Here is a 20,255-nt window from a genome sequence, read left to right on the forward strand (position 1 = left end):
GCACATGTCTTGTTTATGATATTCAACAACTCGCTGTTGTAACGGTCCATTATTTTTTACTATCAAAGAACAATTGGCACGGCCCACTGTTCACGAGATTGAAACATGCCCGGAAACAGCACCAGGAGGCAGGGCACGAAACCGCTCCCGAAAGAGGGTGACATAGCGTTGGGTGGCTTCCTGGACGGCTTTTTGGAAGGTGTCGTGGGTATTGCCGGAATGTTCCGGATAGGTCAGGGTCCGGGACATGGGGACCAGGGCACCGCTTTTGTCGTTATCAAAAAAGGCCCGCATGGTTTCGATCCCCCCCCCCTGGAACCCCACGCCGGGGGCCAGGATGATGGCGCGAGGCATCAGTTTGCGCAGGCGTTCGGCCTCCTCGGGGAAGGTGGCCCCGACCACGCCACCGGCTAGGCCATAACCGCTTTTTCCCATGGTTTTTTTGGCCCAATCGTTCACGAGTCTGGCGATACGGTCGGCGACGGTTTCGGAGCGGCCGGTTTTGGCTCCCATGAAGAGACCGGAACCGGGATTGGAGGTTTTGACCAGGAAAAAGACCCCTTTGCCATGGTCGATGGCCAGCCGCAGGAAGGGTTCGATGGCATCTTCGCCCATGAACGGATTGACGGTGATGCAATCCGCTCCCAGATCGGAGCTGCCCATCCGTCCCCCTCCCAGGGAGCCACCACCAGCCAGATATCCCCGGGCATAGGCCAGGGATGTGGAGCCGATATCCCCCCGTTTGACATCCAGGATCAGGGGTAGTTTCATGGTGCGGGCCAGGGCCATGACATCGGCCAGGGCCAGCAGGCCGACTGTTCCGAATTGTTCGAAGAAGGCAGACTGGAATTTGACGCCGCAGACCATCTCCCCGGAGGCTTCCAGAACCAGACGGCAGAAGGTCGTCAAGGCGGAACGGATGGTGACCGGGTCAGAATCCGTCGGGCGCAAAAACGTGGGCATCTGGTCAAAGTCGGGATCAATGCCAACCACCAGCGGCGAGGTGGCCTTGGCCCGGGACAATATCTGATCGGCAAAATGGTCGGTCATGGGGTGGCCGGGGTCTCTTTACCTGTTGTCGGGCCTGACTTTTTGTCGAGGGAAAGATCCATGGAGCCGGTTGATGCAGCCCCGGACGCACCACGGCTACCAGAAGTGCCGAATTTGGCTTCCATTTTGGCCAGAAGCCCGGCAGGTCCCTCCTTGCCCAGGATGGACTGGAACTGGGAACGGTAGTTGTTGATGAGACTGACCCCTTCGATGATGATATCGAAGACTTCCCATTTTCCCTCTTTCGAAGGTGTCATCCGGTAGAACATTTTGTACTCCTGTCCTTTGGCATGGACGAGGCTTTCCACCCGGGTGATGGTGGGGCTTTCCAGGATTTCCTTGTTGAACATGACCTTTTCCCCCTGATACCCCTCGATTTTGGCCAGGTAGGTATCTTCGAGGACCATTTTGAAAAGATCACTGAAACGTTGTTGTTGCTGCGGGGCGAACTCTCGCCAACGCGGGCCGACGGCACCGCGGGCCATGAGGAAAAAATTGAATTGCTGGTAGACCAGTTTTCTGAGGGATTCGCGTCGTATCTCGCGTTTTTCCGGGGAGTTGTATTGGGGATCCTTGAGAATATCGATGATCTGTTCAATGGTTTTCTGAAGGGATGCCATGGCTCCGGCGGAGGTGGATGAGTCAGCCGGCGCGACTCCAGGCAGCAGGGAGATGGCGATGAAAAGGGCGACTGTTGCCGTCAGGGACGCATAACGGAACCGGATTGTGGACATGGTTGTATTCCTTGACCGAAAGCAATTATTTGACACTGCCATGGATGAACTGACTGATGAGTTCCTCGAAATCGATGGCGGGTTCGGTTTGGACCAGACGGTCGCCGGATTTCAGCAGGGTATCGGAGGCACCGGGAGAAATTTTGACGAAGCGGTCGCCGATCAGGCCTTTGGTGCGCACCGAGGCGATGGCATCTTCCTGGATGGCGACATTGGTGCGGATTTTCATGGTCACCAGGGCATCCATCTGTTTGGTATCCAGTTCGATCTGGTTGACCCGGCCCACTTCGACACCGGAAATTTCGACGGAGGCTCCGCTTCTGAGTCCGGAAATGGAGGTAAAATGGGCATGGATCGTCATGAAGTTGCCACCCACGAGTTCCATGCGGGCCATTTTGATGGAGAGCCATCCCAGGGCCAGAATGCCTATCAGGACGAAAATACCGACTGCCAGTTCCAATTTGACGGATTGTGTTGTCATCGACGACCTTCCCCAGGATTTCAGATAACCTTGATCGGTCCTGTCAGGTTTCCATTGATAAATTGTTTAATGACCGGATGTTGCGATTCCATGACCACGACCGAGGGACCGGATTCCAGAATTTTTCCCTCGTGGAGTACGAGAACATGATGGCACCAGTTGAAGATTTGCGGTATGGCATGGCTGATGATCACCATGGTGTAGCGGGCGCGCATGAAGGTATCACAGATGAGGTGGTGGATGGCATTTTCGATGATGGGATCCAGACCGGCGGTTGGTTCATCGAGGAGGATGATTTCGGGTTGGGTGACCAGTGCCCGTGCCAGGGCCACCCGTTTCATCATGCCGCCGCTCAACTCGTCCGGAAACTTGGCGTCCATGCCGGACAAGCCGACCTGTGCCAGGGTTTTGTGGACCATTTTGGCAATGGTTTCGGCATTGTGGCGGGTTTTTTCCCGCAAGGGAAACGCCACATTGTCGAAGACGTTCATGGAGTCGAAAAGCGCACTGCCCTGGAACAGCATGCTGAAACGTTCCCGGACGCGCAGCAACTGTTTTCTGGTCAGCCTGCCCAGTTCCTGATCGCCGACGAAGACCCGGCCCCGATCCGGGGCCATGAGGCCGATCATATGTTTGAGGGAGACGCTCTTTCCCCCGCCGCTGACGCCGATGATGGCCGTGATCTTGCCCTGGGGAATTTCCAGATCGACCTGATCCAGGACCTTGCGGCCATCGAGGGTTTTTTCCACACCGGCAAAACGGATGGCGGTGGGCGGCAGAGGTTGGGCGGCATACTCTTTGCGTTCTTCAAAGAACTTGGCAACCAGGAACGCCATCAGCTCGGGTTGGGAAATGATGCCTTCACGGACAAGAATTTCACCGATGAGATCGGGTTCGATCTGTTTGGACTGGTGGGCCAGCGCCGCTTCGACGTGGTTGAGGGAGATCTGTCCTGCCTTGACAAGCATTTCGCCGATTGGCCAGGGAGATTCAGTCAGGTTCGTGGTCTTATCTTGGGAAGGCAAGGGAAATCTCCTGGACCTAGAGCATGACCGAGGTGATGAAATAATCCCAGATCAGGACCAGGACCGACGTGAGGACCACAGCCGACGTGATGGAGCGTCCTACGCCTTCCGCGCCCCGGGTGGTGAAGTAGCCCATGTAGGTACAGACCCAGGCCACGATCAGTCCGAAACTGAACGATTTGATGACACTGATGTAGATGTCCTTTGCTGCCAGTTTGGATTCGATGCCCCCCCAATAGGTACCGCTGGACATGCCGAGGAGCTGCACGGCGACCAGATAGCCGCCGAAGATTCCCACCACGTTGAAGATGGCGGTCAGGACGGGCAGGGTGATCAGGCTGGCTTCCACTCTGGGGGCGATGAGATATTTGAGGGGATTGATGCCCATGGATTCGAGGGCGTCGATCTGTTCCTTGATGCGCATGACGCCCAGCTCGCCCGCCATGGCCGACCCGGCGCGTCCGGTCACCATCAGGGCGGTGAGGACCGGCCCCAATTCCTGGACGATGGCGAGGGCCACCATGGGTCCCACCATTCCTTCGGAACCGAAGCGCGAGAGGATGTAGTAGCCTTGCAGAGCCAGGACCATGCCGGCGAACGCCGCCGTCAATACAATGACAAAAAGCGAGTGAATACCAATAAAAACAATCTGCTTAAGCAGATTATCCAGGCGATAGGGAGGCCGCACGACCCCAAACAGGGCCGTCAACAGGAACAGAAACATGTGCCCCATCTTCCAGAATCTTTGGAGAGAGGTGCGACCAAGCTTGCGAAGCATCAGGATCATGGAGGAAAATGTACGCCGCGACTGGGTAAGGATTGGCGAAACCGGACAACGGCATCCGGAGCAGTTTGCAAACCAGCGGATTATCACTCATCATCACCCCTCTCTGCAAGGTGCAGAGAAGATTTCCTCCCCTCAGGCAACATCAACATTTCGAGGATGGTTTCATGAAAATTCGGAAGCAGCGTCTGATGTTGTGGACAGTTGCCCTTCTTTTGGCCAGTGGGCCGGTCGATGGGCGGGCCGGTTCTGGAACCCCCTCCGGAGGAGAACAAAACACGCCAGACGACAGTGTCTGGTCTGCCGAAGAGCAAAAGCAAGGATCGCTGGTGGCATCCGATCCGTTGGAACCCTGGAACAGGGCCATATTCACCTTCAACGACAAAGCCTCGGCCTGGGTTTTGGAGCCTCTGGCCCAAGGCTACAAGGCCTTGATTCCGGAAGGGGGGCGTGTTGCGGTACGCAATGTCTTTCACAATCTGAAAGCGCCCATCCATTTCACCAATGCCTTGTTGCAGGGCAAAGGTCAGGCTGCCGGTGAAGAATTGGGGCGGTTTGTGATCAACTCCACTCTGGGCGTGGCCGGTTTGTTCGATGTGGCGGCCCTGCACTTCAATCTCCACAGCAGCGATGAGGATTTGGGGCAGACATTGGGCCATTACGGAGTTGGCGACAAACTCTATCTGGTCTGGCCGATTCTCGGGCCTTCCAATGCGCGGGATACGGTCGGGGATGTCGGCGACTGGTTTCTGGATCCCCTGAACTATAAGCCAACAGATTATTGGGACCAAACGGGCATCAAGCTCTTTTCCAGAGTCAATGAAACCTCTCTCCGCCTGGAGGAGTTCCAGACCCTGCGCACGGCAACCCTGGATCCCTACATCGCCCTGCGTAATGGATACCTCCAGAAACGGCAGGAAAAAGTGGCCCATTGATCATCCCTGAACCCTGAAACCCGTACCCAGATGCGTTCCAATCACAAGGAAACCCCGTTACCCCTGGCCATCCTCGTACTGGTATTGTTGCTGGTGGGTTGCAGCAGACCCGCTCCAGACAAGATGCCCGTGGATCGGGAAAATTCCAACTTTACCTGGCCTGATCTGGCCAAGACCGACGTCAACCTGTTCGTTGAAACCAACCAGCATGATGTCATGGGTTACCTCAAACAGTTGATGATCAAGCTCTACCGGCGCAACCCAAACCAGTTGCAACGGGGTACCGTCCATCAGGCCGAGGCCAATGTCGGACGGGTTTTTGGGACCTTCCACAACTGGGAATTTGCCGAACTCAACAATGTCAAGGGTGTTGACTGTATTCGTCTCGCATTTCAGGAGTCCTTCACCGGTGACCGGGTCCTGGCCTACACGGTCGGGCTGGGATCCATGATCATGGCCTCCTACGAAAACAAGCGGGAATTTTATGTCCTGGACAGTCTGGACCCGCAAAAATTGTACAACAGTGCCCGCAACCTGGAACTGGCCCTGTGGCTTTTAACGCATGACCGGGATTCCCATGGCAATCTGTTCCTGCTCAGCAACGAAAGCGAAGGCACCGTCCGCAATCTCAGCTATGAGCGTCTGTTTGGTAAAATGATTGGCCTGCAAGACGCCCTGTCGCGGGTCGTGGCACAAAAGACCAAACGGCTGATCAAACAGGCCCTGCAATTTTTGATCTTCCTCCCCATCTGAACAAAGAATCTCTGCGGCCATCCCTGGCATTCCCGCCCCTCTGACCAGAAATGCGCCACCACCCGTCACCCAAGCCATGTGCCACCATCCGTCACCAGATCGCCGGAATTGACGCACTCCATTGAGTCCGCCCTTTCCGGGCGGGAAATACAACACAACCGGCAACCGAAACATTGAGATTGATACAATGCGCGTCTATACTCTTCAGGAGTCCTTTGTACCCGGTTTTGTTTTTGCTGATTTCTGTTATCTTTCAAATGGTTTTTGATACCTTGCAGCGGGTCTCGCCCTCTTTTTGCCGGCTTCCGTTGCCTGTCCGCCGGCTTCCGTTGCTTTTCGGCAGGTTTCTGTCACCTTTCAGCGGGTTTATGGAACATGCATGTGATAAGATGGTCTTATGCTCTCCCACTTCTGCTGGCCTGTACACTCTTCGGCTGGTCATCCTCGATGCCATTGGCCATGGCCGGAGAGCTGGATGAGATTCAGTCACTTGTCGAAAAAAGGCAGTTTCCGACGGCCATGGGTCGTCTCACCAATTATTTGAAGAGCAATCCGAAAGATGCCCAGGCCCGGTTTTTCAAAGGGTTGATCCTGGCCGAGGAACAAAAACAGTCCGAGGCCATTCAGGTTTTTCAGGAACTGACCGAGGAGTTTCCGGACCGACCCGAGCCGTTCAACAACCTTGCCGTGCTTTATGCGGAACAGGGGCATTTGGAGAAGGCCCGCGACATCCTGCTCAGGGCCATCAATTCCAAACCCGCCTATGCCACAGCCCGCGAAAACCTCGGGGACATCTATGCCAAGCTGGCCTCGCAATCTTACCGGAAGGCCTTGCAAATCAACCGTGAAAATCCTGTAACCGAGGCCAAGCTTGCCCTGGTACGCACGCTTTTCGTCACTTCGGGGTCCGGCCCCGGAGCCACACCAGGCCTGCCCCACTCCTCCGAGGAGCTGTTGCGCAAGGCACGCAACGAAGCCCTGGAAAAGGTTCGAGCCGAAAACATGGACAAGCTCCGGGCAGAAGCCCTCAGTCAGGTACGGGCCGAAATTCTCGAACAGGTCCGTACCGAGCTGCGCCAAAAACTCCATGCCGAAATCGTGGCCCAGGTGCGATCCACGGAAATGGAAAAAATTCGCGCCGAGGCCGTGACGCTCGCCCGCAACGATGAACACGAACGGGCCGACGCCGAAGTCCAGGAACGCACCCGATCCGAAATCGAAGCCAAGGCACGTGCCGAGAAAGAAAAAGCCGATCTGCTGGCACAACAAACCAGGGAAAAGAAAGCCCTGCCTGAAACAAAAACCGATAAATCACCCCCCACCCTGAAAAAAGAAACCAAAGAAGATGCCAAGGAAAAAGCCAAGGAAAAAGCCATCAAGGATGAAGCCCCAACCGCCATGAAGCAACTGGCCAAAGGCCAGATCAAAACGCCGGACCAGGCTGTCCGCACGGCCAATATGACCATGATTGACCAGGTTTTCGAGGCGGTTGAAAAAGAAAGCCGGGATCCAAAAGTGACCGATCAAGGCGATAAACAGTCAACAAAAGACAAAGACAAAGACAAAGACAAAGACAAAAGCCAGGACAAGAAAAAATCCAAGGACAATGAGCCGGATCACAATCAGACGGCAGGGAACCAGGTCCAACAAACGCAACTCGTCGAAAAGGCCGTGCGCGGCTGGGCCGAAGCCTGGTCGGGAAAACAGGTTCCCAGATATCTGGCCGCCTATACCCGGGATTTTCGTCTGCCGGCGGGATTTTCCCGGCGCGACGATTGGAAAAACAAGCGCAAATATTTGATCGAAAATGCACAATCCATACAGGTCGGCCTGGATGACATTCAAATCCACATGGAAAATCAGGGGCTTGCCAGAGTCAGCTTCATTCAGAGTTACCGCTCTGACAAATATCAGGATGTCGTGCGCAAATCCATTCTGATGAAAAAAGAAGGCAACGAATGGAAAATTTTTCAGGAAGGGGTGGATGGGTAAAGTCTGCCGCAAGGCACCGACTGGTTTGCTGATACTCCTGGGGGGAATATTCCTGAGTGGTGCCTGGGGTCTTGTCTGGGCTGAATCCCTGGGTCCCTTTTCCCCACTGGACTATCTTTCCGCAACCGAACGGTCACTGATCAAGGGACTGGAAGCTGTCCTGCGCCATGACCTGGATGGTGCCCTGCGAGAAATCGGTGAATTGACCCGGCAAAGGCCGGATTTTCGCCTGGCACATCTCATACAGGGGGATCTGCTCATGGCCAAGGCGGGTGATCTGCGTGGTTTTGGCCACGCTCAGGAGAGTGATCCCGAGGTCATGCATCTCCTGGATGAGGCCCGGGTTCGCATCCACAATTATCTGGACTCCCCCCCCAAGGATGCCATTCCCCAGAATTTGATCTATCTGGCACATGCCCAGGGCAATGCCATCGTGGTGGACATCACCCGGTCGCGTCTGTATCTTTTTCGACGGGTCAGTGGCCGTCCCGAACTGATTGCCAACTATTACATTTCCAGCGGCAAAAACGGATCCGGAAAAATCTTGAAGGGGGATAAAAAGACCCCGGTCGGCCTGTACTTCATCACCGACTATCTGCCCGGCTACAAACTCCCCCCCATGTATGGTCTGGGTGCCATGCCGATCAACTATCCCAATGAGTGGGACCGGCTCCTCAAAAAGACCGGCGACGGCATCTGGCTGCATGGAACCCCTCCCCTCACCTACAGCCGTCCACCCATGGCGAGCGATGGTTGCGTTGCCTTGACCAATATAGATTTTGAAACCATAGGCGAAGTGGTTGGCATCGGTACGCCGGTGATCATCAGCAATGCCGTGGAATGGCTGGATCCCGTGGAGTGGCGCGGCCAACTCGACTGGTTTCTCTCCCGTATCCAGGAGTGGCACAAGGATTGGATTAGCGGCAAAGTCGAACGGGTCTTGCGCCATTACTCCCCCGACTTCCAGAACAATCGCTTCGACCATGCTGGTTGGACCAAATATTTACGCCGCCAGTTTCAGGAAGGAACGACCGAAGAGACCAATTTTTCCGACATCAGCATCCTGGGATACCCCACCGAACAGCGCATGATTGTGGTCACCTTCACCCAGGAAGTCCGGGGCAAGGAGTTGTTCAAACAACCCCTGCGCCGCCAATACTGGCGGCTGGAAAAGGATCTCTGGAAAATTGTCTACGAAGATACAGGCTGATATCGTTACTGTGGTTTTTTTTTTGGGGATATGGGGGCCAACCACTCCGCATTGTGAGAAAAGACCATGCTCGCCAAAGCCACGCTCTCAACTCATGTCTTGATCGTTCGGAGAGACGCCACCACTGCCGAAGATCAGGTATTGCTCGTGCGACTCGCCTACCGGGATCACCGCAGCGGCAAGTGGTCTTTTCCGGGCGGTTTTGTGGACGCCGGTGAAAGTCTGCTGGATGCCTTGCGGCGGGAGGTTCGGGAAGAGGTGGGTCTGCATCTGGAAAAGGCCAATATTGTCCATATGGATCCCCTCCTGCAACAGGAGACACCCCATATCGGGTTTATTTTCCAGTGCGATGCCTGGCATGGGCAGGCGGCATGCCTGAGTCGTGAAATCACGGAGACTTTATGGGCCAACTACAGCACCTTTGCAACCATCGTGCGGGAAGGCAAAATGGCCTACCCACAAATGGCGTCCCAAATGTCCACCTTGGGATGGTCGTTTCCGGCTCTGGATGCACCAGGAGAAACCACATGACACACAATGGAATTCTCTGCCGGAGATCAACCTTGCTGACGGTTGCCGTTGTATCGCTCTTTTTCGCCACCCGGGCAACAGCCGAAACCGGATCGATTGGTCAGCAGACCATTCCCAACCAACCGGTCATTCCCAATCAACAAGCCATTCCCAGCCAACAGGCCATTCCCAGCCAACAGGTCACTCCCAACCAACAGACCATTCCCAATCAACAGGCCGGTACACCCGATGCGACTCAAGAAAACAAGACCCAGGAAGGAACCAGGGAAAGTCTGCAACGCGCCCGGCAACATTTTCTTGAAGGATTGCGCGCCCTGGGGAATGCCGGTCGCCAAACCTACGAAGAAAACGTTCCCGAAATCGAAGACCTGACCCGCAAAACCGTTGAAGAAACCAAAAAATTGATGCAGCAATGGGAAGAGCGTCTGCAAAAACTCGAACAAGACCTGACCACCCTGCCCAAACCAGCCCCATCAGCCCCACCAGCAAAACCACCCAAAAATACCGATGCCATCTGAAAAACTCGGACAGCGTTAAAAATTGATTCTTTCCTTCTCAACCACAAGCGGTCTGTTCAAGACGTGCCGGTGAATGGCCAAAATATACTCTCCCAGGAGACCGACAAAAAACATTTGCACCGAGAAGAGAAAGAAAAGCCCAATGACCATGGGTGCCAGGCCCAGGGCAAACTCATTCCAAAACATAAGCTTATACATGAGATACCCCAGGGCAACCAACAGACTGAACGCGGACATGAGAAAGCCGCCAATGGTTGCCATACGCAGGGGAAGTTTCGAATGGTTGGTGATCCCCAGCATGGCGATGTCATATAATGTAAAAAAATTATTCTTGGTCAATCCGCGCACCCGCCGTGGCTGATCGAATGTCACCGTTTTCATTGCAAAGCCAATTTCGTTTACAAGTCCCCTGAAATAGGGATAGGGATCCTGAAGGGCACGCATGTGTTCGACAACGATTCGATCATAAAGCCCAAAGCCGGTAAAATTATTGATCAGAGGAATTTCCGAGATGGCGTTGAGAAAGCGATAAAATAATTTTCGCAGATTGAAAACAATAAAATTTTCCTGCGCCGTTGGCTTGACGGCCACGACTTTCAAGAACCCCTCTTCCCAGGCTTCCAGAAACGCCGGAATCAATTCGGGAGGATCCTGCAAATCCGACACCATGGTGATCACCGCATCACCCGTGGCGGCCAGGAACGCATGCATGGGGGAGCGAATGTGGCCAAAATTTCTGGCATTCAGGATGACTTTGACCCGTTTGTCTCTTTGGGCCAAACCCCGCAGCTTGGCGGCGGTCGCATCCGTGGAGGCATTGTCGATGAGAACCATTTCCAGTTCGTATCTGGCCAGATTTTCGAAAACAAGGACCACCCGCCGATAAAGCTCTTCGACGTTCTCTTCCTCATTGAAACACGAAGCAACAACGCTGATTTTTTTCATGGAACCCTGACTGAGAGGCTGTCCATTAACCCTCGGATAAAAAAAATTGGAAAAAAAGATTTTATTGGGGATCCGCCCCAAACCCCGCCAGGAGGAAGGGCGCAGCCCTTCCTCCTGGACCTCCATCCCGGTTTTTCAAACGTTTTTCAATTTAAAACCCTCTCTGATAAATCAATTGCTTCAGTTCCGGCCTTTCCGCATAGGGACTGTCAATGTCATCGATCATGATGGAGGCATCTTTGGCAACGGGACGCAGCAGGCGTTCACCATTCATCAGTTCACGACAGGAAATCTGGCCTTTTTGGAGCGGAATGGCCAGATAGTAGTCAGCATCGGTCAAGACTTCACCCACGGCCATATCCCGACGCGCATAGACGCCACGCACGAGTTGATCCAAATAAACAATCTCCTTTTTTTGGGGAATCCGCTTTTGCAATCCCGAACTGCCACACATGACAACAGCTTTTTTCCAGGATTTGAACCAGTCATCAATCTGATGTGGCAAGGAACAGTAGGAAGAAACCGGAATACCATCCGCATCGATGTCGATATGGCGTTCGAAGGTCCTGGCTCCCTTGGCATAGGCCATCAGAATCGATGCTTTCCAATCATGGTATTCATGAGTGGAAAGTCCAATGACATGCTCCGGGTAACGGGTACGCAGAAAATCGATCTGATTGAGTTCCAACTCGTCATCTTCACTCGGATAGATCGACACACAGTGGTTGATGGCCAGAGGTATGTTGCGATTGGAAAAAAATGTCACCAGATCATCGATATCCTTAAGAGACGATCCTCCGGTAGAAACAATGACGGGTTTGCGGGTCTTGGCAATTTTTTCGACCAGAATCCAATCATTCAAGTCGGAACTGGCAATTTTGATGATATCGATGCCCATTTTTTCACACGATTCAACGGAGATTTCATCAAACGGGGTGGCCATGGGAATACACCCCGCACTCCGGATGGCCTGTACCAGTGTTTCGTAATCACTGTGCGACAGACGGGTATCGAGCGTTTTTTTGATGTAACGAATATCCTGACAATCCCGGAAATTTTTGTGGATGAATGAATCAATGTCGCGTATTTGCAATTTGATGGCTGCCTTGACATTGTTGAAGCGGACGATACGCGAAAAATCGGTGATGATTTTCAAACCCCGGTCCAAACGGCCCCAATGATTGTTCGCCATTTCCAGAACAAAAAGACCCTCGAACAGATGTTTGCCATGGTTCAGCATGATGCCTCCGCAGCGAAAAGATTGGACGCCAGTTCATCGGGATCCAGAAAGGGGTACATGTCTTCGAGTCGCGGCGACACGATGGTGCCATCGGGGAGTTGCCGGGAACTCATACGAGGCTCGAAACCCTGGCTGGGATCCAACACGACATGGAGCAGGCCGGGACCAGGAGCCGCCAGAAAATCACTTAAACCACGTTCGCTGAGCAACCCCTCCAGGCGGGTCGCCGGCAAACCGAACGCAAAGGCCAATTTGACAAAATCCGGAAATTTCACCCCGGTGTGCGGACTTTCTCCTGCCAGACGCCCAAAAAAGTTTTGCTGTGTGCTGCGGATGGAAAGATAGCCGCCATTATCCAACACCACAATCTTGATCGGAATATTAAATGAAACAACAGTTTGCAACTCTTGCACATTCAACATCAGGCTGCCGTCTCCGGCCAGACAAATGATGCGCCTCTGCTGGCCGCGCTGCCTGATGGCACCGTAATAACTGCCGATGGCACAGGGGAGATCGTGGCCCATGGAGGCCGAACCGGAGTTGGAAATCAGTCGCATTCCATCCTGCAACCGGGCCACCTGGGAAGTCACAATGCAGGCAGTGGCATTGCCGGTGACGATCACGTCCTCTCTGTCCAGACAATCGAACAAACGATCCACGAAATGATAGATATTGAGGGGCCGTGTGGCATCGCGATGGTGTTCCTGCACCACGGGATATTTCCGGCCACGTTCCCGGCACCAGGCAACCCAATCGGCATACGTAACGGGATCATGCCGCGAACGAACCATGGCCTCGCGGAGCGCCTGACAAAACAGTCCGGCCTCGGCATGCACGGATTGTTGTGCCCGGAAGGTTGGCTTGTGCAGTTCTGCCGGATCGATATCCACCTGGACAACGTGCGCCCGGTCGGCAAAGCAGGTCCAGTTATAGGAGATCTGACGGATGTTCAAGCGGGAACCGATCACGATCAGGAGATCGGCATTTTGTACGACAAAATTACCCTGACGGGTACCGATGGTGCCGGGTCTGCCACAAAACAGGGGATGATCGGAGGGAATCAGGTCGTGGGTCCAGGCGGTGACCACGGGAATTCCCGCCTGCTCGGCCAGGGCCATGAAGGCCGGGATGGCCCCGCCGATCCGAACCCCACTGCCCCCCATCAATACAGGCCGCTTGGCTGTGGCCAGGCGACTGGCCAATTCTTCAACCAGGGGAGACAGGGAAGCAGCATCCAGGGGTTGGGGACCGCTCTGCGACCAGGCAGGCGTGAGATGTTCCAGGGATTCAGGATCAATCGGCGCGGATTGGATATCGAGGGGAATATCCAGCCAGACAGGCCCGGGACGCCCGCTCTGGGCGATGGCCCAGGCTTTTTCCAGCTCCACGGCAACCTGTGCCGGATCCCTGAGAACAGCAGCATATTTGGTGATGGTCGCCGCCATGGGAACAATCTCGGCCTCCTGGTCTCCCAGTTGCCGGAGTCCGGGCACCGGGGTGGTAGCCAGACAGGTGGCCCGTTTGACCTGGCCGGACAACACCAGCAGCGGAATCGAATCCGTGTAGGCCCCAAACACGCCGTTCAGGGCATTGATCCCTCCGGGTCCCGTCGTCACCACCGCAACCCCCGGGATGCCGGCCACCCGGGCATACCCCTCGGCGGCCATGGCACAGGCCTGTTCATGGTGCTGATAGACCGGTTGCAGGCGGGGATGATGGCCAAAAGCATCGTTCAAAAACATGGCCCCGCCACCCGTCAGGGTAAAAATATGGCTGACACCCCAAACAGCCAGGCGATCAGCAATGTATTGAGCGACTGAGAGAGTCATGCGTTTTTTCCCTGCTCGATATCCCATCAAGACACTTTCCTGGACCTGCCAGGAAGACAGCTCCCTGGACCCGTTTCAGATAGACCCCTGCCCATGGCCGAAACAATGGTCAAGGCCGAGGACAGCAAATTTTTTGCTTGAAAAAAAAGCATGCCGGATAACTCCTAAGCCGTTTTGACCAGTGCTGAACGTAAGCTCATGTTTTGAAGCAGAAACAAAGAGACCAATAAAATCAGAGGATTGATTATGGACGTTAATGGCATGCCAACATAATTGACATGGTTTTTCGGAACGAGCATAAAGACAGAAACAATAAATACAACTCGATCCTGATTGGTTAAGATATTTTTCGAGTTTATCTGACCAAGGATAAGCAAGGGTGCAACAAACACCAGCAAGTGGTACTCGGCACAAATGGGTGCCAGGAGTACATACAAACAGACAAGAACAAAGGAGACGACTGCCGGCTTGCTTTTGTGTGCATGAATGCTCAAAATCGCAAGGATCATTGCCATGAAACTGACCAACAGAAATATAGACCACTGATCTCCATGGTTCAAGGGCAAACTTGCCATATGTGTACCATTTTTGACAAGCGACCAGAGTGACGCATTGAAGGAATCTCCCAAAGAACCAATTATGTAATGAACTTTGTAAATTTCCAATCCACGCAAAAAATTGGTAATCACATAATCCGGATAAAGTGTTTGTTCAATCAAGAAAAAAACAGTCAAGATAAATAGAGAGGACGCAAGGGTAAATAAAAGTTTCGCAACTGCCTCCTTAAAGCCAAAAACAACCGGGAGGGCAAACAAAAAGATCAACGCAACCGGACGGATATTGATGGCAACAGCCAGGAACAACAGACTTCCCATGCTGACCTTGCGTTGTCCAAAACAGTGGACCAAAAATAAAATGATTAGAATTGAGGTGAACCCGGCGTTATAATTCCCTCTGGAAAAAACCAACATGGCAGGATAGGTCACCAGACACAGAATAACCGTTACCAGTTTGTATCGAACAGATCGGTTGCCAGGGTGCTGAACACCATGAGAAAGCCAAATGACACCCAGCATATAGAAGCCAAACCAGACCCATAGAGCAATTGTTGCATTCTGTGTTGAACTGATAAAATAGGCGCAAAGTGTGAACAGGAACTGTGAAAATGGAGGGTGATGAAAATGAGTCAAATCTCCCGCCCAAAGGCTGCTAATACCGCCGTAGGGATTGTGTATCAGGTAGTCCTGATACAATTGAGGCCAACTGGCAAATGCCGTCTTATTTAATAATGGCAATGTAATAAATTTGAACGAAAGCGAAACTTTTATCAAATCCGCAAAGCGATCATGCTTCATTTGGAAGTAAAAAAAATCAAATAAATTATCAATACCGTACTTCATGGAAAAAAAAATAATATCAATGGCCGTTGCTACAACAACAAGATAGACTGAGATTTGCAGCAGTTTTAATGGATCGGCGATGCCTTGAACATTCTTTCGACCACTGGAAAGCCATGTCTGGCCCTCATTTTTTTTATCAGATTGAAAAGACTGGTGAGTCATATGAATTGATCCTGTCTGCCTGACTGTCCCGCTCTCAGGGGCTGTCCTATAACTTGTTGATTTAAAAAAATAATTAAAAACGGGGATGGAGGATCAGGAGGAAGGGCTGTGACCTTCCTCCTGGCGGGGCTTGTGACTTAAGCCCAAATAAAATCATTCTTTCCAATTTTTTTATCCGAGTGTAAATGGACAGCTTCTGAGTTCCATTATTTTTTGGGGATCCAGAGGCATATTGATGAACACGAACAGTGGTACTGTCCGATAAGCAACTCCTCAAGATCTGGATCACTGAAAGCAGATTGCCTGACTCGTTCCGGAATGTGCTTCATTTTCATTGACACATTCCTTATGAAGCAACCGCATAGAGAACTGTATCAAAACCGTTATGGGCATGGCAACGAAGATAAAAACGGTAACCAAGAGATAATTCTGCCAGAAAAAGGGGAATGGACCATAAATGATCTACAGTATGATAAACACTGATCGCCAAACGCGGTCGATACCGTTCGATCAGAATTCTGGCTCCTTGCAAAGCTTCCAATTCGGCACCTTCGATATCCATCTTGATCAGAGTGGGAGCAAAGGCCATGGCCGCATCATCCAGGGAAACCACGTCAATGACACGATCCCCGGACGGGGAGAGATGCGCACTACCGCTCCCTTCAGGAGAAAAATTCAAGCGATTCGTTCCACTCCAGACTCCGGCCTGCCTGGCTTGACCTTGGTTCATCTTTTCCAATACGGTACAAAGTGTCTTGAAATGGTCAGGGTGAGGTTCGAAAGCCAGAATACTGTCCAATAAAATACCATTTGCAACAAAGTTTTGTACAGTATCTCCCACGAAGGCTCCGCAATCGATCAGACGAACGGGAGTCGGCAAAGGTGGTACATCTTCGGGAAAATACTGTCTGGCAATATCGGGAGGCGACAGGTCTTGATAATTGCCGAACCGGCGTAACGCGACAAGCTGCGAGAATGTACGTTTGCTGGAATCGTCCTGAAACAAAAGTGCCGCTTTGGTTACCGATGGTGTGACAGCAATCCAATCGAAGTTTGTGTTGAGCCAATAGGCGTTTTCTGGCAACCATGCATGCGCACGGCAGAAATCAAAGTACGTGGTCATATACAAAAAGCCAAGCCCCTTCAAGAATTCAACGAGTGCTGAAACAGAAACGGCAGGGTTGTGAATGGCGACGATGACTTCGACCTCACGACAGGTCACATGCAGAGAGGCCGTCTCGGGCAAAAAAACCTGTAATCCATCCAGAACAGGCATATGCCCGGCCCGAATATCGATGAAACAAACCGGTTCGATCTCCCGGGAACGCAGAAATCGCAGAATATCTTGACCTGTTTTTCCTGCTCCGTATATGACCGGCAACATTGCCCTGTTTCCCTGTTCATCCTGGTTTCCAGATCAATCCGGTCTGGCAGATTCCGGACTGTGCCATTGCAAAGCCTTCTTCACATGAAAAAATCCCACGACAAACTGGATATCCAGGACATGTGGAAAGCAAATAAAAACAAAACAATACACCCTGAACGACACAGCATGATCGTCCCGGAAATATTTATACTCGACATCACCCCCAAAGTCGATATCCTCTCACTTTCTCTTGATCGAAAACAGGATTTTTTTTCACTGATGACGTTTCACCGTTTTGCCCCCATGCAGCGTATATGGCACCGCCATTTGTTCCTGGATTTGTTCAAACGGGGCAAATCCCGGAAAAAAGTGGCAAAAACAGAGCCATAAAGGTGCGAATCAGCAGAAAACGTTGAAGCGTTCATTTCACAGGTCCATGACACTATTGGAGTGGTATGAAAAATTGGCTACACTGGCAAGGATTCTCGATTTTAATATTATTTTTCAGGTCTGAAGACACATCGTGTTCAGTGGAGGCAGAATGCCCAAACCGGTGGAAGAGTATACAAATGACGGTAGTATTCCGTCCGTCGTGTCCTACATGGCCGAAATGGTCTCCCGCAAGGAGGTGATCTTCAGGTTGGCCATACGGGATATGACGGTCAGATTCAGACAAACACTGGCAGGAATTGCGTGGCTTGCCATCAAGCCAATGATTATGGCGGTGGTTCTGGTTTTTGTATTCGGCAGGGTTTCAGGCATGGAAGTTTCTTCGTCATCCCCATACCTGATGGTCGTCATGGCAGGGCTTGTACCGTGGCAATATTTCTCCCTGGCCATGTCAGAAGCAACAACTTCCATGGTCAACAATCGGGATCTGGTAACCAAAATATATTTTCCAAGAGCAAATATTCCCTTATCCGTGATCGTAGGACTCACCACAGAACTGGTGGTGGCGTTGGCAGTCATGGCCTGTTTGATGGCCTGGTACGAAATCTGGCCCGGATGGCGATTGTTCGCGTTGCCATTGTGGACAGTGGTGCTATTCCTGTTGACCTTCTCTTTGGGCTTGTTCCTCTCCGCCTTGAACGCCTACTACAGGGACGTGCAACATGCTCTGCCTTTCGCCTTGCAAATGAGCATGTTTGCCAGCCCGGTGGGCTACGAACTGATCAATGTTCCCATTGAATGGCGGCTCCTGTACTCCCTTAACCCATTTGTTGGCGTGGCAGAAGGGTTCCGGTGGTCACTTTTGCCTGGACACCCATTTGATTCAACGGCATCGGTCATTGCGATTTTGACGACAATACTCTTGGTACCGATATCCATGAAAATCTTCCTTCTTATGGATCGTGTTCTTGTGGACAGAATTTAAGAGGCTGTCCCATTTGTTGCCGGAACCCATGACGGTCTTTCATGTCGTTCATTTTTGAAAACCATCTTGTGATTTGACAACTTCCCTGAGGAGGAGATTGTGCCTGGAAATGGTAAGGTCGTCGTGGAATCGCTGTCGAAAAGTTTCCGAGTGGCCCGTGCGCCCGCCAGTCTGAAAGAATCCATATCCGGGTTGGTTGCCCATTTTTTCACGCCTGCTGCAGAAAAATCGGATGATTTGTTTTGGGTTTTCCGGAACCTGAGCTTCGATGCGGTCCCGGGAGATGTGGTCGCCATCAGGGGAAAAAATGGGGCCGGCAAATCAACGCTGCTCAAAGTTCTCAGTCGGGTGATTCCGCCCACGTCCGGACGCGCCATGGTCAAAGGAAAACTGGCTCCCATGCTGGAGGTGGGAGCGGGTTTTCATCCCGAGCTGACCGGCAGGGAAAACGTGTTTCTTTCCGCAGCGATTTTGGGCATGTCAAAGGCCGAGATACGCAATAAATTTGACGCCATTGTCCAGTTTTCTGGTGTAGAGAGGTTTCTGGATACACCGGTCAAACATTTTTCCAGTGGCATGTATATCAGGCTGGGATTTTCCGTGGCGGTTCACTGTCAGCCAGATGTCATCGTGGCCGACGAGGTTTTCGGGGTCGGCGATGCCGAATTCAAAGAAAAAAATTTGCAGCGCATGCTGGAATTAAAAAATGAAGGAACCATCATTCTTTTTGTAACCCATGACGAGGAGTTATCAAAGAAAATAGCCAACAAGGAAGTTTTTATATCATAGAAGTCTCTCTGCGGATTTCGTGCCTTTTTTTAATAGACAAAGAAACGCCTCTGAAGTTAATTTTGAATGTAGCGTTTTTTATAAAATCTGACAAACAAAATCCATAGAAGTTTTCTCGGAAGAAGCAGTGCCGCAGCGATGCCTTTTAAATCATTGAATGATCCATACCGGAGGTATGGAAGGGTTGGCAGAAGTGAATAGAGAAGATCACGGCTTTTGCCACTGTTGATGGCTTTCAAGACAAATCGCTTTGCAACGGATCGCGCCACGTAGGCATCGGCATCACGGCGAATTTTAGAGATGTTTTGACGTGTGGGATTAAATTGACAAACGACACGACAGGCCTCGCTGATGATTTTTTGAGACTCTCTTGCCCATTCCAGGATGGAAACACCTGTAGAAACATTGACCCAATTGCTGTTGAAAGCAATATAGTTGGAAAGCGGTTCGGGAATGCAACCGACATTTCCCATGAAAGCCATTCTGGTCCAGTAAAACATGTCCCCAAACAAATTGCCTGGTGGAATCTCACCTATTGTTCTCAAATGGGATGTGCGCACGACGCACGCACACCAGCAGACATCTCGCTGTCCGGCAAAAACGGCTGCCATAAAATCAACTCCACTTTCGACCAACGGACCAGTCAAGGCTCTCGTGGCCAGGTCATTATAGTAAATCCAGCATCCCGTATACACAAAAGACAGGTTCGGGTAAGTGTCGAAGTGAGCCACGCATTTGGCAATGAAGTCCTTTTCAAGATAATCATCATCTGACAGACCAATAAAAAATTCACCGCGTGCTTGAGAAATCAAGAAATTTCCATGCTCACAGGCGGGAATCGTGACATCACGATGGAAGATCCGTAATCTGGGGTCTGCGAAACGACCCATCACTTCCCGGGTATCATCTGTAGAACCATTATTGGATACAATAATTTCCAGGTCTCGATAGCTTTGAGACAGTGCGCTGGCGATGGCTCGCCCCACAAGAGCTGCCCGGTTGAGAGTTGGAATCACGATACTGACTCGTGGATGATGTGGATGATATTGTCCAGGGTCAGACATGAGAACCTCTCAGAAAATCACTGGAAACTTCGTTTTCATACGATAACATCATGTTATCATCGTTCTGAAACT

20 protein-coding genes are annotated in these 20,255 nt (G+C 51.9%); 9 read left to right on the forward strand and 11 right to left on the reverse strand.

Going from position 1 to position 20,255, the window contains the following annotated elements; all coding sequences use genetic code 11:
* Positions 1-90: 90 nt before the first annotated feature.
* The 5 genes from pyrF to HQL65_01535 all read right to left on the reverse strand — a co-directional run bounded on the left by pyrF (position 91) and on the right by HQL65_01535 (position 4,077).
* The gene (gene pyrF, locus HQL65_01515) at positions 91-1,050 is read right to left on the reverse strand and encodes an orotidine-5'-phosphate decarboxylase (protein MBF0134891.1); all 960 of its coding nucleotides are present in this window, start codon (positions 1,048-1,050) and stop codon (positions 91-93) included.
* Entirely contained in the window at positions 1,047-1,784 is a 738-nt protein-coding gene (locus HQL65_01520) for an ABC transporter substrate-binding protein (GenBank protein MBF0134892.1), read from the reverse strand. Before HQL65_01520 ends, pyrF begins: the two co-directional genes overlap by 4 nt.
* Before the next feature lie 25 nt (positions 1,785-1,809).
* Positions 1,810-2,265: an outer membrane lipid asymmetry maintenance protein MlaD gene (gene mlaD / locus HQL65_01525; protein MBF0134893.1), complete on the reverse strand. Its 456-nt coding sequence runs from the start codon at positions 2,263-2,265 to the stop codon at positions 1,810-1,812.
* A gap of 20 nt (positions 2,266-2,285) precedes the next feature.
* Positions 2,286-3,101 carry an ATP-binding cassette domain-containing protein gene (locus HQL65_01530; protein ID MBF0134894.1) on the reverse strand — a complete coding sequence of 272 codons (816 nt, stop codon included), beginning with the start codon at positions 3,099-3,101 and terminating at the stop codon, positions 2,286-2,288.
* Between the two features lie 205 nt (positions 3,102-3,306).
* On the reverse strand, positions 3,307-4,077 hold the full coding sequence (locus tag HQL65_01535; GenBank protein MBF0134895.1) for an ABC transporter permease: 771 nt from the start codon (positions 4,075-4,077) through the stop codon (positions 3,307-3,309).
* 164 nt (positions 4,078-4,241) lie between these two features.
* Between HQL65_01535 and HQL65_01540 the strand changes: the two genes are divergently transcribed.
* The 6 genes from HQL65_01540 to HQL65_01565 all read left to right on the forward strand — a co-directional run bounded on the left by HQL65_01540 (position 4,242) and on the right by HQL65_01565 (position 10,013).
* On the forward strand, positions 4,242-5,009 hold the full coding sequence (locus tag HQL65_01540; GenBank protein MBF0134896.1) for a VacJ family lipoprotein: 768 nt from the start codon (positions 4,242-4,244) through the stop codon (positions 5,007-5,009).
* A gap of 30 nt (positions 5,010-5,039) precedes the next feature.
* The gene (locus HQL65_01545) at positions 5,040-5,762 is read left to right on the forward strand and encodes a hypothetical protein (protein ID MBF0134897.1); all 723 of its coding nucleotides are present in this window, start codon (positions 5,040-5,042) and stop codon (positions 5,760-5,762) included.
* 381 nt (positions 5,763-6,143) lie between these two features.
* Entirely contained in the window at positions 6,144-7,754 is a 1,611-nt protein-coding gene (locus HQL65_01550; GenBank protein MBF0134898.1) for a tetratricopeptide repeat protein, read from the forward strand.
* Positions 7,747-8,964, forward strand: coding sequence for a L,D-transpeptidase family protein (locus tag HQL65_01555; protein MBF0134899.1), 1,218 nt, complete (start codon positions 7,747-7,749; stop codon positions 8,962-8,964). Before HQL65_01550 ends, HQL65_01555 begins: the two co-directional genes overlap by 8 nt.
* 66 nt (positions 8,965-9,030) lie before the next feature.
* The gene (locus tag HQL65_01560; GenBank protein ID MBF0134900.1) at positions 9,031-9,495 is read left to right on the forward strand and encodes an NUDIX hydrolase; all 465 of its coding nucleotides are present in this window, start codon (positions 9,031-9,033) and stop codon (positions 9,493-9,495) included.
* Positions 9,492-10,013 carry a hypothetical protein gene (locus HQL65_01565; protein MBF0134901.1) on the forward strand — a complete coding sequence of 174 codons (522 nt, stop codon included), beginning with the start codon at positions 9,492-9,494 and terminating at the stop codon, positions 10,011-10,013. Before HQL65_01560 ends, HQL65_01565 begins: the two co-directional genes overlap by 4 nt.
* A gap of 15 nt (positions 10,014-10,028) precedes the next feature.
* Here HQL65_01565 and HQL65_01570 read toward each other — a convergent pair whose 3' ends face one another.
* The 5 genes from HQL65_01570 to HQL65_01590 form a co-directional block, all read right to left on the reverse strand.
* The gene (locus HQL65_01570) at positions 10,029-10,958 is read right to left on the reverse strand and encodes a glycosyltransferase family 2 protein (protein ID MBF0134902.1); all 930 of its coding nucleotides are present in this window, start codon (positions 10,956-10,958) and stop codon (positions 10,029-10,031) included.
* Positions 10,959-11,109: 151 nt separating this feature from the next.
* On the reverse strand, positions 11,110-12,198 hold the full coding sequence (locus HQL65_01575) for an N-acetylneuraminate synthase family protein (protein ID MBF0134903.1): 1,089 nt from the start codon (positions 12,196-12,198) through the stop codon (positions 11,110-11,112).
* A complete protein-coding gene (locus HQL65_01580) occupies positions 12,192-14,027 on the reverse strand; it encodes a thiamine pyrophosphate-binding protein (protein MBF0134904.1) in 1,836 nt (611 codons plus the stop codon). The genes HQL65_01575 and HQL65_01580 overlap by 7 nt, the downstream gene beginning before the upstream one ends.
* Before the next feature lie 164 nt (positions 14,028-14,191).
* Positions 14,192-15,589 (reverse strand): hypothetical protein, encoded by a 1,398-nt coding sequence (locus HQL65_01585; protein ID MBF0134905.1) that lies wholly within the window; start codon positions 15,587-15,589, stop codon positions 14,192-14,194.
* Between the two features lie 346 nt (positions 15,590-15,935).
* Positions 15,936-16,973: an FkbM family methyltransferase gene (locus tag HQL65_01590; protein ID MBF0134906.1), complete on the reverse strand. Its 1,038-nt coding sequence runs from the start codon at positions 16,971-16,973 to the stop codon at positions 15,936-15,938.
* 84 nt (positions 16,974-17,057) lie between these two features.
* Between HQL65_01590 and HQL65_01595 the strand changes: the two genes are divergently transcribed.
* The 3 genes from HQL65_01595 to HQL65_01605 all read left to right on the forward strand — a co-directional run bounded on the left by HQL65_01595 (position 17,058) and on the right by HQL65_01605 (position 19,119).
* On the forward strand, positions 17,058-17,345 hold the full coding sequence (locus HQL65_01595; GenBank protein MBF0134907.1) for a hypothetical protein: 288 nt from the start codon (positions 17,058-17,060) through the stop codon (positions 17,343-17,345).
* Positions 17,346-17,610: 265 nt separating this feature from the next.
* Positions 17,611-18,330 carry an ABC transporter permease gene (locus HQL65_01600; GenBank protein ID MBF0134908.1) on the forward strand — a complete coding sequence of 240 codons (720 nt, stop codon included), beginning with the start codon at positions 17,611-17,613 and terminating at the stop codon, positions 18,328-18,330.
* 96 nt (positions 18,331-18,426) lie between these two features.
* Positions 18,427-19,119, forward strand: coding sequence for an ABC transporter ATP-binding protein (locus HQL65_01605; GenBank protein ID MBF0134909.1), 693 nt, complete (start codon positions 18,427-18,429; stop codon positions 19,117-19,119).
* A gap of 56 nt (positions 19,120-19,175) precedes the next feature.
* Here the strand turns inward: HQL65_01605 and HQL65_01610 are convergent, their stop codons facing one another.
* Positions 19,176-20,183, reverse strand: a complete 1,008-nt coding sequence (locus HQL65_01610) for a glycosyltransferase family 2 protein (GenBank protein MBF0134910.1) — start codon at positions 20,181-20,183, stop codon at positions 19,176-19,178.
* Positions 20,184-20,255: the final 72 nt, after the last annotated feature.

The sequence above is a fragment of the Magnetococcales bacterium genome (assembly GCA_015228935.1).
In the GTDB taxonomy this organism is placed as follows: Bacteria; Pseudomonadota; Magnetococcia; order Magnetococcales; family DC0425bin3; genus HA3dbin3.

Bases quoted from the DNA above. Each gene is read 5' to 3' on its own strand.
- pyrF (MBF0134891.1), bottom strand. From the start codon at position 1,050: ATGACCGACCATTTTGCCGATCAGATATTGTCCCGGGCCAAGGCCACC.
- HQL65_01520 (MBF0134892.1), bottom strand. From the start codon at position 1,784: ATGTCCACAATCCGGTTCCGTTATGCGTCCCTGACGGCAACAGTCGCC.
- mlaD (MBF0134893.1), bottom strand. From the start codon at position 2,265: ATGACAACACAATCCGTCAAATTGGAACTGGCAGTCGGTATTTTCGTC.
- HQL65_01530 (MBF0134894.1), bottom strand. From the start codon at position 3,101: ATGGCGTTCCTGGTTGCCAAGTTCTTTGAAGAACGCAAAGAGTATGCC.
- HQL65_01535 (MBF0134895.1), bottom strand. From the start codon at position 4,077: ATGATCCTGATGCTTCGCAAGCTTGGTCGCACCTCTCTCCAAAGATTC.
- HQL65_01540 (MBF0134896.1), top strand. From the start codon at position 4,242: ATGAAAATTCGGAAGCAGCGTCTGATGTTGTGGACAGTTGCCCTTCTT.
- HQL65_01545 (MBF0134897.1), top strand. From the start codon at position 5,040: ATGCGTTCCAATCACAAGGAAACCCCGTTACCCCTGGCCATCCTCGTA.
- HQL65_01555 (MBF0134899.1), top strand. From the start codon at position 7,747: ATGGGTAAAGTCTGCCGCAAGGCACCGACTGGTTTGCTGATACTCCTG.
- HQL65_01560 (MBF0134900.1), top strand. From the start codon at position 9,031: ATGCTCGCCAAAGCCACGCTCTCAACTCATGTCTTGATCGTTCGGAGA.
- HQL65_01565 (MBF0134901.1), top strand. From the start codon at position 9,492: ATGACACACAATGGAATTCTCTGCCGGAGATCAACCTTGCTGACGGTT.
- HQL65_01570 (MBF0134902.1), bottom strand. From the start codon at position 10,958: ATGAAAAAAATCAGCGTTGTTGCTTCGTGTTTCAATGAGGAAGAGAAC.
- HQL65_01575 (MBF0134903.1), bottom strand. From the start codon at position 12,198: ATGCTGAACCATGGCAAACATCTGTTCGAGGGTCTTTTTGTTCTGGAA.
- HQL65_01580 (MBF0134904.1), bottom strand. From the start codon at position 14,027: ATGACTCTCTCAGTCGCTCAATACATTGCTGATCGCCTGGCTGTTTGG.
- HQL65_01585 (MBF0134905.1), bottom strand. From the start codon at position 15,589: ATGACTCACCAGTCTTTTCAATCTGATAAAAAAAATGAGGGCCAGACA.
- HQL65_01590 (MBF0134906.1), bottom strand. From the start codon at position 16,973: ATGTTGCCGGTCATATACGGAGCAGGAAAAACAGGTCAAGATATTCTG.
- HQL65_01595 (MBF0134907.1), top strand. From the start codon at position 17,058: ATGAAAAAATCCCACGACAAACTGGATATCCAGGACATGTGGAAAGCA.
- HQL65_01600 (MBF0134908.1), top strand. From the start codon at position 17,611: ATGACGGTCAGATTCAGACAAACACTGGCAGGAATTGCGTGGCTTGCC.
- HQL65_01610 (MBF0134910.1), bottom strand. From the start codon at position 20,183: ATGTCTGACCCTGGACAATATCATCCACATCATCCACGAGTCAGTATC.